Origin of the sequence: Arthrobacter sp. Soil736 (assembly GCF_001428005.1) — a bacterium.
GTDB lineage: Bacteria > Actinomycetota > Actinomycetes > Actinomycetales > Micrococcaceae > Arthrobacter.
Genome location: NZ_LMSB01000012.1, coordinates 311,495 through 329,285 on the forward strand (window position 1 = coordinate 311,495; position 17,791 = coordinate 329,285).

Sequence of the window (17,791 nt, forward strand, 5' to 3'; positions counted from 1 at the left end):
CTATGGTCTTAAGAGAAGCGCAGGAAGGGGCTGATGCATCATGGAGACGCCGAACAATGACTCCGTACCTACGCCGGCCGAGCAGGCGGCCAACGAGCTGTCTGTCGCGGACCGGCAGGTCAACATCCTCCGGGATAAGCTACGGCATATCGACCGTCAGCTGGCGGCTGCCACGCAGAACAACACCAAGCTGGTGGCGATGCTGGAGACGGCAAAGTCGGAGATCCTGAGGCTGAAGAACGCCCTCGACCAGGAGGGTCAGCCGCCGTACAGCTTCGGCACCATCCTCCAGCTGAACCCGAGGCGGCAGGCCACCGCTGGCAACAGCGGCCAGGCCGCCACCGAGGAATCGGTGGACATTTTCAACGCCGGCCGGAAAATGCGGGTGGGCATCAGCCCGCTGGTCAACATCAACCAGCTTGCCGTCGGCCAGGAAGTCCTCCTGAACGAGGCACTCCTGGTGGTGGCCGGCCTCGGGTATGAGCGTGCCGGGGAACTCGTCACGCTCAAGGAAATGCTGGGCCCGGACCGCGCCCTGGTCCTTGGCCGGGCGGACGAGGAACGCGTCATCCGGCTTGCGGGGCCGCTCCTGGCGGAGAAGCTCCGGGTGGGTGATGCCCTGTCCATCGATTCCCGCACCGGCTACGCCCTCGAAAAAGTCCCGCGGTCTGAGGTGGAAAACCTCGTCCTCGAGGAAGTTCCGGACATCACGTACGAAGACATCGGCGGCCTGGGTCCGCAGATCGAACAGATCCGCGACGCGATCGAACTGCCGTTCCTGCACCCGGACCTGTACCGGGAGCACGGGCTCAAGGCGCCCAAGGGCATCCTGCTGTACGGCCCTCCCGGCTGCGGCAAGACGCTGATCGCCAAGGCCGTGGCAAATTCCCTCGCCGCCCGCGCCGCCGAACGTTCCGGCAACATCGACCTGAAGAGCTATTTCCTCAACATCAAGGGACCGGAGCTCCTCGACAAGTACGTCGGCGAAACCGAACGCCACATCAGGCTGATCTTTTCCCGAGCCCGCGAGAAGGCCTCGGACGGCAGCCCCGTCGTGGTGTTCTTCGACGAGATGGATTCACTGTTCCGCACCCGCGGCACGGGCATCTCCTCCGACGTCGAAACCACCATCGTTCCGCAGCTCCTCAGCGAAATCGACGGAGTGGAACGGCTGGACAACGTGATCGTCATCGGCGCATCGAACCGCGAGGACATGATCGACCCCGCCATCCTGCGTCCGGGCCGCCTGGACGTGAAGGTCAAGATCCAGCGTCCGGACGCCGAAGCGGCGGCTGACATCTTCAGGAAGTACATCACCCCGGACCTCCCGTTCCATGAGGACGACCTCGCCGAGCACGAAGGCGAAGTGCAGGCAACCGTCGATGCCATGATCCAGCGGACCGTCGAAGCCATGTACTCCACGGAAAAGTCCAACGAGTACCTCGAGGTCACCTATGCCAACGGCGATACCGAGATGCTGTACTTCAAGGACTTCAACTCAGGCGCAGTCGTGCAGAACGTCGTCGACCGTGCAAAGAAATATGCCATCAAGGACTTGCTGACCACGCAGCAGAAGGGCCTGCGGATCGACCATCTGCTCCGCGCGGTGGTCGACGAGTTCCGTGAACACGAGGACATGCCAAACACGACAAACCCGGATGACTGGGCACGCATCTCCGGCAAGAAGGGTGAGCGCATTACGTACATCCGCACGATCGTCCAGGGCAAGGCCGGGCAGGAGCCAGGCAAATCCATCGAGACGATGCCCAACACGGGCCAGTACCTGTGACGGCCGGTTCCGGGCCAGCGCCGGGAGGAGCCCTGCCCGCGGGAGGCGCCATGCGGGTGATGGGGTCGGAAACCGAATACGGCATTCACGCGCCGTCCGCTCCCGGGGCCAACGCCACCATGATGTCCGCGCGGGTGGTCCAGGCCTATGCGCAGGTGACCCGGCTCCGGGCTGCCGGCGGGGCCGAAACCCGGTGGGATTACACCGACGAGGAACCGCTTCACGACGCCCGGGGCTGGACCCTGGAACGGGGCCAGGCGCATCCGAGCCAGCTGACCGACCAGCCTCCGGTCCTTGACGCCGAGGCGGTGGCGCTGGCCTACGGACGCGACGAGCTGGAACTTGACGGCGAAGACGAGTCCGGCTCGCTCCTGATGAACATGGTCCTCGGCAACGGGGCACGGCTCTACGTGGACCACGCCCACCCGGAGTACTCCAGTCCCGAGGTGACCAACCCGGCCGCCGCCGTGGCCTGGGATGCCGCCGGGGACCTCGTGGCACTGTCCGCCGTCCGGAGGCTGGCCGGCGACGCGGAGCTCCCTGCCGTCAACCTCTACAAGAACAACACCGACAACAAGTCGGTGTCCTACGGCAGCCACGAAAACTACCTCATGCCCCGCGCGGTTCCTTTCGGCGACATCGTGCGCGGACTGACCCCGTTCTTCGTGACCCGCCAGATCATCTGCGGCTCGGGGCGGGTGGGAATCGGCCAGGACAGCTCCCGCCCGGGCTACCAGATCAGCCAGCGGGCGGACTTCTTTGAGGCGGAAGTCGGCCTCGAGACCACCATCCGCCGCCCCATCATCAACACCCGGGACGAACCGCACGCCACCGCGGACAAGTACCGCCGCCTGCATGTGATCATTGGCGACGCGAACCTCAGCCAGGCGTCCAACTACCTCAAGTTCGGCACCACCGCGATGGTGCTCAGCCTGATCGAGGCCGGACTTGCTCCGAAGATCGAAGTCCACGAGCCGGTGGCGGCCCTGCAGGCCGTCAGCCACGACACGTCGCTGACCGCAAAGATCCGGCTGCTGGACGGACGCCGGGTGACAGCGCTGGATGTGCAGTGGATGTACCACGAGGCCGCCGCCAAGCTGGCACAGGACACCGGCGTTGCCGATGCCGTGGACGGTGACGGCCACACCCATGCCGTGCTGGACCGGTGGGCCGCCACGCTCACCCAGCTGGACAGCGACCGCACTGCAGCAGCCACGTCCGTGGAATGGCTGGCCAAGCTCTCCATCCTGGAAGGGTACCGGCAGCGCGACGGCCTCGACTGGGCCGATGCCCGCTTGGGCCTGGTGGATCTGCAGTGGGCGGACATCCGGCCCGAAAAGGGCCTGTACTACCGGCTACTGGCGAGGGGGCGCATGCAACGGATAGTGAACGACGCCGACATCGCCGCCGCGGTGACGGAACCGCCGTCGGACACGCGGGCATACTTCCGCGGACGCTGCGTCAGCAGCTTCAGCAAGGACGTGGTGGGGGCCAGCTGGGACTCGGTGATCTTCGATGTGCCCGGTTACGGCAGGCTGCAGCGCGTCCCCACGCGGGAGCCGCTTCGCGGCACGAAAGCGCTGACCGGGGCCCTGTTTGCCCGGCATCGCGAGGCCGGGGCCTTCCTTGCGGAACTACTTGGATCCGCACCGGCTCCGCCACCGGCATAAAGCATCCCGAAGAACCGCTTTGCGTGGCAATATGGGCATACAGGATGTCCTGTCGGAGACGGCGGGACTGTAAGAAGGAGATGAACATGGCAGGGCAGGAGCAACAGCAGCCGCAGCCACGCGACAGCGAGGTCGAGGAAGAGGTCGCCGCGCCGCCGGCACCGGCTGAGGGACAGGCATCCGCATCAACGCAGGGTGTTGACGATCTCCTGGACGAGATCGACGGCGTTCTGGAATCAAATGCGGAAGAGTTCGTCCGGGCGTTCGTGCAAAAGGGCGGACAGTAGCCCGGCAGCGCCGCCAACCGCACCGGGCACGGAGGCCTGAGGTACCGGACAGCCGCTGAATTACGTTGAAGGAGTGCACCAGTGCAGGAGACAACAGCCAACAAGGTAGCCGCCAATGCGACGTCGTCGTTCACTGAGCATCTCCAACGCGACCGTCCGGAACTGCTTCCCTATATCCGGCCCTTCGAGTTCGGCCCGTCCGCCGGCCAGCCGCCGCAGGTGCCGCACGCCACCACCATCGTCGCCATGACGTATGCGGGCGGCGTCGTCATGGCGGGCGACCGCCGGGCCACGATGGGGAACATCATCGCCAGCCGCCATATCGAAAAGGTCTTTCCCGCGGACCAGTACTCGGTGCTCGGCATCGCGGGGACGGCCGGCATCGCCATCGATCTCACGCGGCTCTTCCAGGTTGAACTGGAGCATTACGAAAAGATCGAAGGAACGTTGCTGAGCCTGGACGGCAAGGCCAACAGGCTCGGCGCGATGATCCGCGGAAACCTGCCCATGGCCCTTCAGGGACTCGCCGTGGTGCCCCTGTTCGCCGGCTTCGACACCGCGGCCGGAGTGGGCCGACTCTTCTCCTACGACGTGACCGGCGGCCGGTACGAGGAGCAGGAGCACCACGCCGTAGGCTCCGGCGCAATGTTCGCGCGCGGCGCCCTGAAGAAGCTCTGGCGCCCCAACCTCATGGAGGACGAAGCCGTGTCGGTCGCCGTTGAGTCCCTGTACGACGCGGCCGACGACGACTCGGCCACCGGCGGACCGGACCCTGTCCGCCAGCTGTGGCCCGTCGTCTACACCGTCAACCGTGCCGGCGCCAGGCGCGTCGCTGAACGGGAACTGGCCGCCGTCGCCGGGACCATCATCGAGTCCAGGGCAGCTGCCCGGCGGGAGGCCTGACATGACCCAGCAGTTCTATGTTTCACCTGAACAGCTGATGAAGGACCGTGCGGACTTCGCACGGAAAGGCATCGCCCGGGGCCGGTCGGTGATCGTCGTGAGCTGCGAAGACGGCATCGCCCTCGTGGCCGAAAACCCGTCTCCGTCGCTCCATAAAATCGGCGAGATCTACGACAAAATCGCGTTCGCTGCCGTCGGCAAGTACAACGAATTTGAGAGCCTCCGTCAGGCCGGGGTCCGCTATGCCGACGTCCGCGGATATTCCTACGACCGCGACGACGTCACCGCGCGGGGCCTCGCCAGCGTCTACGCCCAGAGCCTGGGCGCCGTTTTCACGGCGGAGCAGAAGCCGTTCGAGGTGGAGCTCGCCGTGGCAGAGGTGGGAGCGTCCCAGGACCGTGACCATCTCTACCGGCTGACATTCGACGGCTCCATCGCCGACGAACACGGCTTCATTGTGATGGGCGGGCAGGCTGACAAAGTCTCAGGAGCTGTCGAGGCCGGCTGGCAGCGTGATCTTTCCTTCGCGGCGGCCATCCGCCTCGCCGTGAAGGGCCTCGTGACGGACAAGGAGTCGCCCGAACTGCCTGCCAAGGCTTTGGAGGTGGCGGTGCTGGACCGCGGCTCGGAAAGCGGCAGGGGGACCCGCCGGGCATTCCGCAGGTTGTCCGACGTCGACGTCATGGAACTGCTGGCTGAGGAGAACTGAAAATGGACAAGAGGATCTTCGGTATTGAGACCGAATTCGGCATTTCCTATTCGAGCCCTGATTCGCGCCCGCTCGCGCCTGAGGAAGTGGCCCGGTACCTGTTCCGGAAAGTGGTCAGCTGGGGACGTTCCTCGAACGTCTTCCTCACTAACGGGTCCCGCCTTTACCTCGATGTCGGCTCGCATCCGGAATACGCCACGGCCGAATGCGACGACCTCGCGCAACTGATTGCCCACGACCGCGCCGGCGAACTCATTCTTGACGACCTCGTGGACGAAGCCCAGTCCAGGCTCGCGGCCGAAGGATTCAACGGAACGGTCTACCTGTTCAAGAACAACACGGACTCCGCCGGCAACTCCTACGGCAGCCACGAGAACTACCTCATTCCCCGCCGCGGCGAGTTCACCCGGCTGGCTGAAATCCTCATCCCGTTCCTCGTGACCCGCCAGCTCATCGCCGGCGCCGGCAAGATCCTCAAGACGCCCCATGGCGCCACGTACGCCTTCTCCCAGCGCGCGGACCACATCTGGGAGGGCGTCTCCTCCGCCACCACCCGCTCTCGTCCGATTATCAACACACGCGACGAACCGCACGCGGACGCCGAGTTCTACCGCCGCCTCCACGTGATTGTCGGCGACTCGAACATGTCGGAGACCACGGCGCTGCTCAAGGTCGGCACCGTTGACCTCATCCTGCGCATGATTGAGGCCGGGGTGATCATGCGGGACATGCGGATGGAAAACCCCATCCGGAGCATCCGGGAGATTTCCCACGACCTCAGCGGCAGGGCACTGGTCCGGCTCGCCAACGGACGCCAGCTCACCGCACTGGAGATCCAGCAGGAGTACCTCAACAAGGTCACGGCGTTCGTCCAGGAGCACGGCGCCCACAACCGGCATGTGCCCCTGATCCTGGATTTGTGGGGGAGGACCCTGCGCGCCATTGAAAGCGGCGACACGAGCACCATCGACACCGAAATCGACTGGGCCATCAAGAAAAAGCTCATGGACAGCTACCGCAACCGGCACGGGCTCGGGCTCGACGCTCCGCGGATCGCCCAGCTGGACCTTACCTACCACGACATCTCCCGCAGCCGCGGCCTGTACTACCTCCTGCAGGCGCGGGGTGCCGTCCGGCGGGTCACCGACGAGACGGCCGTCAAGGACGCCGTCGATGCACCGCCGCAGACCACCCGGGCCAAGCTGCGCGGCGATTTCGTGCGCAGGGCCCAGGAGCTGGGACGCGATTACACCGTGGACTGGGTTCACTTGAAGCTCAACGACCGCGCCCACCAGACCATCCTCTGCAAGGATCCGTTCCGCAATGTTGACGAGCGCGTGGATGCGCTTCTGGACTCTATGGGCTGATACCCAGCTTCAGGCGTTACTCTGGAATAGGCTGTTTTGCGGCCCTGACTGCCTTGCCGTGGGTTTCACCTACCGCGGCAACGCATCCATCTTGCCCCGACGAAAGTTCTTACGTGCGCCGACTACTAGCAATTCTCATTCCCGGACTGCTTCTGCTGACCGCCTGCGGCGGCCAGCCTGCAGCCCCGGAACCGACCAGCCAGTCCGCGGGTGAGACCGCCAAGCTGGACTCCCTCAAGCTGACGGACAACGGAGACAAGAAAGCACCGGGCGTAGAGTTCACCAAGCCCCTGGACGTTACCGAACCCACCGTCAAGGTGGTCACGGAAGGTAGCGGCGAACGCGTCAAGGCAAACCAGGTCGCCGAAATCTCCGTCCTTGCCCTGAACGGCAAGGACGGCGCCACGCTGGACGACAGCTTCCCGCGCGACCCCGAGCCCCTCGAGCTGAACGACAAGCTCAAGACCGGCAGCGCAATCGTGTACAACGCCTTTGTCGGAGCCAAGGTGGGGTCCCAGCTGGCCCTGGCCATCCCCGGCAAGGCTGCCGCTGAAGGCGCCGAAGCGCAGCCGACCCAGCTCCTGATCATCAAGGTCCTGTCCGCCAAGGACGCCCCGAAGGTGCTCGAGAAGCCCGAGGGTGAAGCTGTCACGCCGCCGGCCGGACTGCCGACCGTGACCGAGAAGGACGGCGTCCCGGAAATCTCCGTCAAGGGCGTCGCTGCCCCGAAGAAACTCATCGCCCAGGACCTGATCAAGGGCAACGGTCCCGAGGTCAAGGCCACGGACACCCTGACCGTCAACTACGTGGGCGTGGCCCTGGCCAGCGGCAAGAAGTTCGATTCAAGCTTTGACCGCAAGGAGACGGCTTCGTTCGGACTGGACAAGGTCATCAAGGGCTGGACCCAGGGCCTGGCCGGCAAGACGGTGGGCTCCCGTGTCCTGCTCGTCATCCCCAAGGACCTCGCCTACGGCGACGCCGGCCAGGGGGATGCCAAGGGCGACCTCGTGTTCGTCGTCGACATCCTGGGCACCAAGTAAGTACGCCACAGCAGTTTCCCATCCAAGCAGAAGGAGTAACTATGTCATTTGGTCAGCGAGACCTCGACCGCCAGAAGCCGGAAATCGACTTCCCTGAAGGCCCGGTTCCCACCGAGCTCGTCATCACCGACCTCATCGAAGGCAGCGGGCCGGAGGCGAAAGCCGGCGACACCGTCTCGACCCACTACGTCGGCGTTGCCTGGTCCACTGGCGAAGAGTTCGACGCCTCGTGGGGCCGCGGCGCCCCGCTGGACTTCCGGGTCGGCGTCGGCCAGGTCATCCAGGGCTGGGACCAGGGCCTGCTGGGCATGAAGGTCGGCGGCCGCCGCCGCCTCGAGATCCCCTCGGAGCTGGCCTACGGTTCCCGTGGCGCCGGCGGGGCAATTGGCCCCAACGAGGCCCTGATTTTCGTCGTGGACCTCGTAGGCGTCCGCTAGGCACTGCTGGCCGAGCAGCGGAAGCGCGGTAACAATCGGATGGAATTTCCGCATTGTTGCCGCGCTTCCGCGGTTTAACCCGCGCAGCTTTAGTAACGTAACCAGAGTGTCCGCCCAACGAACCGAGCGCCTGCTCAACCTCCTGATCGCCCTTTTGAACTCCAAGTACGGCCTGCGCCGCAGCGAACTCCGGGAGAAGATTTACCACGCCGGCGCGGCCAGCGACGCCGCTTTCGGCCGGATGTTCGAGCGCGACAAGAATGATCTGCGCGAGTTCGGCTTTGACGTCGAAACAGTCATGGACCACGGCTGGAACTCGGATGACCCTGCCACCACGCGCTACCGGATCGGCAAGGAATCGAACCGGCTTCCCGACGTGGAACTCACCCCGCACGAATGGACGGTTCTGCTGCTGGCTTCGCAGCTGTGGGAGCAGGCCGCCCTGGGCGCCGCCGCCACGAACGCCATGCGCAAGCTCCAGGCCTCCGGCGGCCTAGCCGACGTTGAACTGCCGGCTGGTGTCCAGCCCCGTATCAAACCGGCCGGACAGGCCTTCGAAGACCTCGTTGCGGCGATGCACGCCCAGCATCCTGTCCGCTTCCGCTACCTCGCCGGCAGCACCGGCAGGGAAGAGGAGCGCGTGGTTGAGCCGTGGGGCCTCGGCAGCCGCTTTGGGCAATGGTATCTCGTGGGTTACGACAGGCTGCGCGGCGCCCGGCGGTACTACCGGCTCTCACGCTTCACGTCGGCCGTCTCGGTGCTGGAGAAGGAGGCATTCACGCCTCCTGCCGCCTTCAACGTGCGGGCGGAGCTGGCCAGCCTTCCGGAGCTGCCGCTCGCTTTCGCCGTCGTGGACGTCCGGAAGGGGCGGCTGCTGGGACTGCGGAAGCGGTCTGCGCCCGCCGCCGTCGTGGCTGGGGAGGCAGTGGCGGGAGAGGCAGTGGCGGGACAGCCAGGAGCCGACGGCGATTGGGACCGCCTGGCGGTGCCGTACCGCGACGCTGAGCTGCTGGGCGAGGAACTTGCCTCCTACGGCCCGAACGTCAGGGTGGTGGCTCCCGCTGAACTCGCAGGGGCGGTGCAGCGCAGGCTGGCGAGTGCCGCCGCCTTCGCCGCCGCGCCGGTGCCGTCCTTCGACTTCGCTGACGCCGGACCCGGCAAGCGGCCCCGCAAACGGACCTCCGAAGACCAGCTCAAGCGGATGCTGCAGCTGGTTCCGTTCCTGGTCCACAACCAGGGACTGCATATCCAGGACGTTGCCGACCGGTTCGGGGTGACGCGCAAGGAACTCGAGAATGATCTGCTGATCCTGATCTGCTCGGGGCTTCCGCAGGGTTACCCCGACGAACTCCTGGACATCCAGTGGGAGGACGACCACGTCTTCATCAGCCAGTCCCTGGAACTGAACAGGCCCGTCCGCTTCACCGTGGACGAGGCCTGCGCCCTGCTCACGGGCCTGGAGACGCTGAACGGCCTCCCCGAGCTCGCCGAGGGAAGCGCCCTGGAATCGGTCACACTCAAGCTCATGGCGGCTGCCGGGGAGGAAGGGCTGCGCGCCGGTGCGCTGTCCGGTCCCGAGGTGGGACCGGCCAATTCCGCCAATCTCGACCTCATCCGCAGTGCCATCGAATCCGGGTCGCAGCTGCACCTTGTCTACCTCTCCGCGCAGAAGGATTCCCTGTCGGAGCGGGACGTGGACCCGCTGCGGCTCTACTCCATGGACAACACCTGGTACTTCGAGGCGTACTGCCACTCAGCGGCCGGGCTGCGGAACTTCCGCCTCGACCGCATCGAGGACCTCACGCTGAACGGCAAGCCCGTCTCCTCCCCGGTTAAACCCGACGGCGGGTTCCCGGCAAAGCTCTTCACGCCCAACGACGACGACACCCTGGTGACCGTTCAGCTGACCGGCAGGGGCGCCGGGCTTGCGGACGACTATTACGCCGAGCGGACCGCGGCACTGCCCGACGGCGGCCTGGTGGCCGAGATCAGGTTCGGCAGCACGTCATGGCTGCCGACGTTCGTTGCCCAGCACGGCGGGACGGTCCGGATCCTGGAGCCCGCCGCCCTAGCGGAGGCGTCCCGGGACTGGATCGAGGCGGCCCTGGCCCAGTACGCCAGCTAGACTACTCAGCATGCCTTGGTGGTCATGGATCCTTATCTGGATTGCGCTGATAGCGCTTTCCCTGCTGTTCTACGTGGTGATGGGCGTCAGGCTGTTCCGTCAGTTCATGGCCACGGTCAAGGAGCTCGGTGCCGCCGGGGAGAAACTGGGGCACCTGCCCGTGCCCGTTCCGGAGGCCAGCACCCCCGGGGAAGGCACCTCCCGCGCCGCCGGCACCCCGCCTGGAGCGGCTGTCTTTGCCTCACCGCACCGGATGCGACATGATTACCACGCATCCAAGTCTGCCCGCAGGGAATCGCGGCGTCAGCGCCGAATCCAGCGCAAGGCGGAACGTGGCCAGCCCCAGGCGCTGCGCGACATCGAATTCAGATAAACGTAGGATGTAAGCAGAGGAAAGGACTTCCAGTGGGACGACTCTTTGATGGCCCGTGGCCCATCGTAATTATCATCATCGTGGCATTGCTGCTGTTCGCGGCGCCGAAACTTCCGGCCATGGCGCGCAGCCTCGGCCAGTCCATGCGGATCATCAAATCCGAGGTCAAGGAAATGAAGAACGATGGCAAGCCTGAGGCTGCCAATGACGGCACCGGCCCCGTCGAGGGCAGGGTCGTCAACCACCCGCAGTCCAGGGCAGCAAACGGCGAACCGACCGACGGCACCGACGTCCCGCCGTCGAACCGCGCTTGACCTGAAGTGGCACTGACGAAGGGCCGCAAAGCCAACCCGGAGGGCCGCATGGCCCTCATGGATCACCTGAACGAACTCAAGAACAGGCTGATCAAGTCGGCCATCGGGCTGGTCATCGGCGGCGTCGGCGGCTGGATCCTCTATGATCCGGTGTTGAGCGCGCTCAAGGAACCCGTTGACCGCATCGCGGAGCACACGGGCGGCACGTCATCCGTGAACTTCTCGAGCATCGCGTCACCCTTCGACTTTAAGCTCCAGCTGGCGCTGCAGATCGGCGCCGTCATTTCCAGTCCGATCTGGATCTATCAACTGTGGGCGTTCATCACCCCGGGGCTGACCGCAAAGGAGAGGCGCTACACGCTCGGCTACATGGCCGCCGCGGTACCGCTCTTCCTCGCGGGCGTCTGGGTAGGCTGGATGGTCACGCCCCAGGTGGTCCGGGCGCTCACGCAATTCACCCCGGCAGGGTTCTCAAACCTCATTGACGCGCGGGATTACGTTGACTTCGTCACCCGCATGGTGCTTTTCCTCGGCCTTGCATTCCTGGTGCCGGTGGTCCTGGTGGGCGTCAACATGGCAGGCATCATCCGCGGCCACACCATCCTGAAGGCATGGCGCATCACGGTGTTCCTCGTCTTCGTGCTTGCCGCCGTGGCGGCCCCCGGGGCGGACGCCCTGTCCATGTTCCTGCTGGCCGGGCCCCTGCTGCTGCTTTTCTTCGCCGCAATCGGCCTGTGCATCCTCAACGACCGCCGGCGCGACCGGCGGACGGCGAAGCAGGCTGCTGAGACCGAGGCCACTGCCGACATTGCGACTCCGGGCAATGAACTGAGGAATCTCTAGCGCCGTCCCGGCTAGGCTTGAGGCATGTCCACCACAACCGGTTCACCGTCGCCATCCGAACGCTACCGGGCCAGCGCCGAACGGACGGCGGAATCCAAAACCCACCTGGGCTCATTTGCCCGGACCTTGGACTTTGACCTGGATGATTTCCAGCGGCAGGCGTGCAGATCGCTGCAGGAAGGCCGCGGGGTCCTCGTGGCCGCACCCACCGGCGCCGGCAAGACAATCGTGGGCGAGTTCGCCATCTATCTGGCGCTGCAGCGCGGGTTGAAAGCCTTCTACACCACCCCCATCAAGGCCCTGAGCAACCAGAAGTTCTCCGAGCTCGCGGAGAAGTACGGTGCGCAGAATGTGGGGTTGCTGACGGGAGACACCAGCATCAACGGCGAAGCGCCCGTGGTTGTGATGACCACCGAAGTGCTGCGCAACATGCTCTACGCCGACTCCGCATCCCTGGACGACCTTGGCTTTGTGGTCATGGACGAGGTCCACTACCTCGCCGACCGCTTCAGGGGCGCCGTGTGGGAGGAAGTGATCATCCACCTGCCCAGCGAAGTCCAGGTCGCCTCGCTGAGCGCCACCGTCTCCAACGCGGAGGAGTTCGGCGCGTGGCTGGACACCGTCCGGGGGGACACGGACGTCATCGTATCCGAGCACCGGCCTGTCCCGCTGTGGCAGCACGTGATGGTGGGCAAGGTAATTGTGGATCTGTTCGCCGGAGAGACCACCTTCGACGAAATCGCGCCCGAGGGTGACCCCGTGGCCGTCTCCGCACTGCCGGCGGCACCGAGTCCCGTCGATGCCGGACAGCGCGGCTTTGAGGTCAACCCCGAGCTGCTGTCCATGGCCAGGGCCGAAAGCCAACTGAACTTCCAGGGGCGCTTCGGCCATGGCGGCCGCAGCCAGCGGCGGCAGCAACGGCAGCGTGCCGATGACCGGTCCCAGCAGACTCCGCCGCGCACGGCTGTCAGGAAAGCCAGCCGGCCGCAGGTCATCGCCAGCCTGGACCGGCAGGATCTCCTGCCCGCCATCACGTTCATCTTTTCCCGGGCAGGCTGCGACGCCGCGGTGTCCCAGTGTGTGGCCGCGGGACTGTGGCTGACCACCGAGAAGGAACAGCGGATCATTGCCCAGCGTGTTGACGAGGCGGGCCAGGACATACCCTCGGACGACCTTGAGGTGCTCGACTTCTGGAACTGGCGTGAGGGGCTTCTGCGGGGCATCGCGGCGCACCATGCGGGCATGCTGCCCACATTCAAGGAGGTCGTCGAAAAGCTCTTCGCCGAGGGCCTGGTGAAGGCCGTGTTCGCCACGGAAACCCTGGCCCTCGGGGTCAACATGCCGGCACGCTCGGTGGTCCTGGAGAAGCTCGACAAATTCAACGGTGAAGCCCACGTGGACATCACGGCGGGGGAGTACACGCAGCTGACCGGCAGGGCCGGGCGGCGGGGAATCGACGTCGAAGGCCACGCCGTGGTCCTCTGGCAGCCCGGCACGGATCCCGCGGCGGTTGCGGGCCTGGCCTCGCGGCGGACCTATCCGCTGAACTCCAGCTTCAGGCCCACCTACAACATGAGCATCAACCTGCTAGCCCAGTTTGGCCGCCCGCGGGCGCGCGAGATCCTCGAGTCCTCCTTCGCCCAGTTCCAGGCGGACCGGTCGGTGGTGGGACTGGCCAAGCAGGTGCGCAGCCGCGAGGAGTCCCTGTCCGGGTATGCCAAGTCCATGACCTGCCACCTGGGCGACTTTACCGAATATGCGCGGCTGCGGCGGGAGCTCTCCGACGCCGAGAACTTCACGTCGCGCAGCAAGTCGAGGGAGCGGAAGTCGCTCAATGAAGATTCCCTCAGCCGTCTACTGCCGGGCGATGTCGTGAACGTCCCGGCCGGCCGGGCGCCCGGGGTTGCGGTGGTGCTGAGTTCGGACCACAGCTCCCGCGAGCCGCGGCCGGCAGTGCTCACGCTGGAAAGCCAGCTGCGCAGAATCGGCATCGACGACCTCGAAGGACCCATCTCGCCGCTGACCAGGATCCGGATCCCCAAGTCCTTCAATGCGAAAGTGCCCAAGTCCCGGCGGGACCTTGCCTCCTCCGTTCGGAATGCGCTGCGGGAGAACCGTCCGCCGGCCAGGGCCAGCAGCCGCAACAACGACTTCGGCCTGGGCACAGTCCTTCCGAACCAGGAAAAGAAGATCGCCGACCTGCGCCGCGCCTTGCGCGCCCACCCCTGCCACGGCTGCAGTGAGCGTGAGGACCACGCCCGGTGGTCGGAACGCTGGTGGAAGCTGCGGAAGGAAACGGACGGGCTGGTCCGCCAGATCCAGGGCCGCACGAACACCATCGCCAAGACGTTCGACCGCGTGTGCGATGTCCTGTCCGCCTACGGATACCTCGAAACGCCGGAACCGGGCCAACACAGAATCAGCACCGACGGGCAGCGCCTGCGGCGGATCTACGGCGAGAAGGACCTCCTGATCTCACAGGCACTGCGCCAGGGCGCCTTCGACGACCTCGATGCCGTGGAAGTGGCGGCCTTCGCCAGCGTGCTTGTGTACCAGGCCAAGCGCGAGGACCGCGGCCTGCGTCCGCGCATGCCCAGCGTCTCGCTCGAAACCGCCGTGGACATCGTGGTGCGGGAATGGTCGGCGCTGGAGGACGTTGAGGAACAGAACAAGCTGCCTCTCACGGGCGAGCCGGAGCTCGGCCTGATCTGGCCCATGTACAAGTGGGCCCGCGGGCGGCACCTCCAGGAGGTGCTCAACGGCACAGAACTGGCGGCCGGGGACTTCGTCCGGTGGGTCAAGCAGGTGATTGATCTGCTGGACCAGCTGGCCAAGATTCCGGGGCTGGATCCCCGGCTCGCCCGGCTGTGTGCCGAAGCCATCAAACTTGTCAGGCGGGGAGTAGTGGCCTACTCGACCCCGCTCTGAATCCTGCCGGTCCGAATCCCGCTGTCCGGCCCCGCACCGCACCCCAGAAATCCCAAGGAGTTCCACGCCCATGACCGAAGCACACGCGCGCGCCCAGGCCGGTTCCGCACCGTCGAAGGTGACGCTGTACCGGAACGGCTCCGTCTACACGGCGGCCGACCCGTTCGCCACCGCCATGCTCGTGGACGGTGACACGATTGCCTGGGTGGGCTCTGAACAGGCAGCAACGTCGATCGCCGACAGTTCCATGGAAGTCATCGATCTCCGCGGCGCGCTGCTTGCCCCCGGATTCGTGGATTCCCACGTGCACCTGACGGAGACGGGCATTGCGCTGGGCGGGCTGCAGCTGGGCAACGTCCGCTCGGCCCGGGAGCTGCTGGACGCTGTGGCCGGAGCCGGCGGGGCAGGCACCATCCTGGGGCACGGCTGGGACGAGACACTGTGGGATGATCCCACGCTCCCGGAACCCGGCGAACTGGAGCGCGCTGCCGGCGGCCGGCCCGTCTACCTGTCGCGGGTGGACGCCCACTCGGCGCTGGTGTCCTCCGCATTGGCTGCTGCGGCCGGCCTGCCGGACCTTGACGGGTTCGCGCCCGGCGGCCCCGTCAAACGGGAGGCGCATGCCGCGGCACGGCTGGCCACCAGGCGCCTCTCCGCAGCCGAGTTGCAGAACCACCAGCGGCGGGCGCTGGACGAGGCCGCGGCCAACGGCTACGTGGCATTGGCGGAAATGGGCGCACCCCATATCGGGAGCCCGCTCGATCTGCAGCTGGCCGTCGGCTGGAATGCGGGAGCTGATTCCGCGCCCTTGCCCGAGGTCCTGGCCTACTGGGGTCAACTGACGACGTCGGCGGCGGACGCCGAGTCCCTGCTCGCTGAGCTTGGGGTTCCGGTCCGGGGACTTGCCGGTGACCTGAACATTGACGGTTCCATCGGATCCCGGACGGCTTCCCTGCGGGAGCCGTACACCGACGCACCGGGGGAGAAGGGAACAACGTATCTCTCCGTGGAACAGGCCGCCGCACACCTGGCTGCCTGTTCCCTGCTGGGAATCCAGGGCGGGTTCCACGTCATCGGCGACGCCGGCCTCGACGCCGCCCTGGAGGCGCTGGACCTGGCTGCCGCCGAGGTGGGGGAGCAGCGGATCCGCGCGGCCGGTCACCGCTTCGAACACGTGGAAATGGCCGACGCCGACGCTATTGCGCGCCTCGCCAAGTACTCGGTGACGGTGAGCGTCCAGCCAGCCTTTGACGCGGCCTGGGGCGGACCGGGCCGGCTCTACGACCAGCGCCTGGGTTCCCGGAATGAGAACATGAACCCCTTTGCTTCCTTCTATTCGGCAGGCGTTCCCATCTGCTTCGGAAGCGACAGCCCGGTGACCCCGCTGCGTCCGTGGTCCAGCGTGCGGGCCTGCCTCGAGCACAACAATCCTGGACAGCGGATATCCGCCCGGGCGGCATTCCTCGGCCACACGCGGGCAGGCTGGCGGGCGGCCAGGCACGCCAACCCGATGGCCGGACAGCTGGTGCCCGGTGCCCCGGCAACGTTTGCGGTCTGGGACGTCGAGGAACTCATGGTCCAGGTGGCCGACGGCAGGGTCCAGTCCTGGAGTACCGATCCGCGGGCCAGGACACCGCTGCTTCCGGCACTGGACACCGGGACAGACCCGCGCTGCCTTCAGACGGTGCGGAACGGGCTGGAGCTGTTCTCCGCCGACGCCTTGCACGCCTGAGCCGGGGCCGGCACGGCCGCTGCAACAAGCCGCCCACCCGGGCATGAATCGGGGCGGTTTGCAGGCGCCGAATCCGGCGCTGACCTGCGGCGATGCACGTAAGAGCTGGTCAGGGGCCGGTTGACAGGCCAACGGCAGTCCGTAGCATTGAGGGTCAACGGACGGGTGCTTCTGGAGCAGTATCTGTCTGGCCGCCGCTCCACCTTTTTGGAACGCGAAAGCCGCCTGGTGACTCGTGGCGGTGGCATTCCGGGGCAGGTCCACAACGCAGCAGAAAACAGTTCCCTCACCGCCCATCGCGTAGTCGGGAACTGGCCCGCGGCAGTGTGGACCTGCCCGCGGCATCCCGGGGCGCAACCATGGACGCTTCCGTCATAAGCGGCGGGAACCAGACAGCGGCGGGATTATGGGCTGGTACGGGCCCGTATAATGGAGAGTTGCGCTTTGCGAGTCGGCGGTCCCGCCGTACTCCACGCGTGCTGACCGCTCCCATCCAGGAAAGGCCTCCCTGTGCGTGTCCTCACCATCATTCCCACCTACAACGAGCTGGAGTCGCTCCCCATAACGCTCGGCCGTCTGCGTGCCGCGGTGCCGGCGTCCGACGTCCTGGTCGTGGACGACAACAGCCCGGACGGCACCGGACAACTGGCGGACAGCATTGCTGCCGAAGACAGCCAGGTTCACGTCCTGCACCGCAAGGGCAAGGAAGGGCTGGGAGCGGCCTACATCGCGGGCTTCAAGTGGGGTCTCAACGCCGGCTACGACGTCCTCGTCGAAATGGATGCCGACGGATCACACCAGCCTGAGCAGCTACCGCAACTCCTGGACGCGGTGGAACAGGGCGCTGACCTCGCCATGGGCTCGCGCTGGGTGCGCGGCGGAAAAGTGGTCAACTGGCCGCTGTACCGGCAGGCGATTTCCCGCATTGGGAGCACGTACTCCCGCATCATGCTCGGCGTCAAAATCAAGGACGTCACCGGCGGCTACCGCGCCTTCCGGCGCACCACCCTCGAGAAGCTGAACCTAGACCAGATCGAGTCCGTGGGCTACGGCTTCCAGGTGGATCTGGCCTGGCGCGTCGCCAAAATGGGGCTGACCATTGTGGAACGGCCCATTACGTTCGTCGAACGCGAGCTGGGCGCCTCGAAGATGAGTGGCAACATCGTGGTCGAGGCCATGATTAACGTCACGAAGTGGGGCCTGACGGCCCGCTGGAACAAACTGACCGGAAAAGACCAGGCGGACAGCCGGGCCTAGCCGACCGGACAGCCGGC

At 66.1% G+C, this 17,791-nt stretch carries 15 protein-coding genes; all 15 read left to right on the top strand.

Annotated features, from left to right (window positions below):
• Positions 1-40 precede the first annotated feature (40 nt).
• The 15 genes from arc to ASG92_RS09885 all read left to right on the top strand — a co-directional run bounded on the left by arc (position 41) and on the right by ASG92_RS09885 (position 17,774).
• The gene (gene arc, locus ASG92_RS09815) at positions 41-1,789 is read left to right on the top strand and encodes a proteasome ATPase (protein ID WP_056627218.1); all 1,749 of its coding nucleotides are present in this window, start codon (positions 41-43) and stop codon (positions 1,787-1,789) included.
• A gap of 50 nt (positions 1,790-1,839) precedes the next feature.
• The gene (gene dop, locus ASG92_RS09820) at positions 1,840-3,459 is read left to right on the top strand and encodes a depupylase/deamidase Dop (protein ID WP_200951929.1); all 1,620 of its coding nucleotides are present in this window, start codon (positions 1,840-1,842) and stop codon (positions 3,457-3,459) included.
• An 86-nt stretch (positions 3,460-3,545) separates the two neighbouring features.
• The gene (locus ASG92_RS09825; protein WP_056627453.1) at positions 3,546-3,746 is read left to right on the top strand and encodes a ubiquitin-like protein Pup; all 201 of its coding nucleotides are present in this window, start codon (positions 3,546-3,548) and stop codon (positions 3,744-3,746) included.
• A gap of 81 nt (positions 3,747-3,827) precedes the next feature.
• The gene (prcB, locus tag ASG92_RS09830; protein ID WP_056627222.1) at positions 3,828-4,649 is read left to right on the top strand and encodes a proteasome subunit beta; all 822 of its coding nucleotides are present in this window, start codon (positions 3,828-3,830) and stop codon (positions 4,647-4,649) included.
• A gap of 1 nt (position 4,650) precedes the next feature.
• Complete coding sequence (gene prcA, locus ASG92_RS09835) at positions 4,651-5,358, top strand: proteasome subunit alpha (RefSeq protein WP_056627224.1); 708 nt, start codon at positions 4,651-4,653, stop codon at positions 5,356-5,358.
• Positions 5,359-5,360: 2 nt separating this feature from the next.
• A complete protein-coding gene (pafA, locus tag ASG92_RS09840; RefSeq protein ID WP_056627226.1) occupies positions 5,361-6,725 on the top strand; it encodes a Pup--protein ligase in 1,365 nt (454 codons plus the stop codon).
• A 113-nt stretch (positions 6,726-6,838) separates the two neighbouring features.
• Positions 6,839-7,765, top strand: a complete 927-nt coding sequence (locus ASG92_RS09845) for an FKBP-type peptidyl-prolyl cis-trans isomerase (protein WP_056627228.1) — start codon at positions 6,839-6,841, stop codon at positions 7,763-7,765.
• A gap of 41 nt (positions 7,766-7,806) precedes the next feature.
• Positions 7,807-8,202 (top strand): FKBP-type peptidyl-prolyl cis-trans isomerase, encoded by a 396-nt coding sequence (locus ASG92_RS09850; protein ID WP_056627232.1) that lies wholly within the window; start codon positions 7,807-7,809, stop codon positions 8,200-8,202.
• A 106-nt stretch (positions 8,203-8,308) separates the two neighbouring features.
• Positions 8,309-10,327, top strand: coding sequence for a WYL domain-containing protein (locus ASG92_RS09855; protein ID WP_056627233.1), 2,019 nt, complete (start codon positions 8,309-8,311; stop codon positions 10,325-10,327).
• Positions 10,328-10,337: 10 nt separating this feature from the next.
• Positions 10,338-10,700: a hypothetical protein gene (locus tag ASG92_RS09860; protein WP_056627235.1), complete on the top strand. Its 363-nt coding sequence runs from the start codon at positions 10,338-10,340 to the stop codon at positions 10,698-10,700.
• Between the two features lie 32 nt (positions 10,701-10,732).
• Positions 10,733-11,014, top strand: a complete 282-nt coding sequence (tatA, locus tag ASG92_RS09865) for a Sec-independent protein translocase subunit TatA (RefSeq protein WP_056627237.1) — start codon at positions 10,733-10,735, stop codon at positions 11,012-11,014.
• Positions 11,015-11,062: 48 nt separating this feature from the next.
• Positions 11,063-11,857: a twin-arginine translocase subunit TatC gene (tatC, locus tag ASG92_RS09870; protein WP_056627456.1), complete on the top strand. Its 795-nt coding sequence runs from the start codon at positions 11,063-11,065 to the stop codon at positions 11,855-11,857.
• A 24-nt stretch (positions 11,858-11,881) separates the two neighbouring features.
• Positions 11,882-14,785, top strand: coding sequence for a DEAD/DEAH box helicase (locus ASG92_RS09875; RefSeq protein ID WP_056627238.1), 2,904 nt, complete (start codon positions 11,882-11,884; stop codon positions 14,783-14,785).
• Between the two features lie 70 nt (positions 14,786-14,855).
• Positions 14,856-16,517, top strand: coding sequence for an amidohydrolase family protein (locus ASG92_RS09880; protein ID WP_056627240.1), 1,662 nt, complete (start codon positions 14,856-14,858; stop codon positions 16,515-16,517).
• Positions 16,518-17,027: 510 nt separating this feature from the next.
• Positions 17,028-17,774, top strand: a complete 747-nt coding sequence (locus ASG92_RS09885; protein WP_056627242.1) for a polyprenol monophosphomannose synthase — start codon at positions 17,028-17,030, stop codon at positions 17,772-17,774.
• Positions 17,775-17,791: the final 17 nt, after the last annotated feature.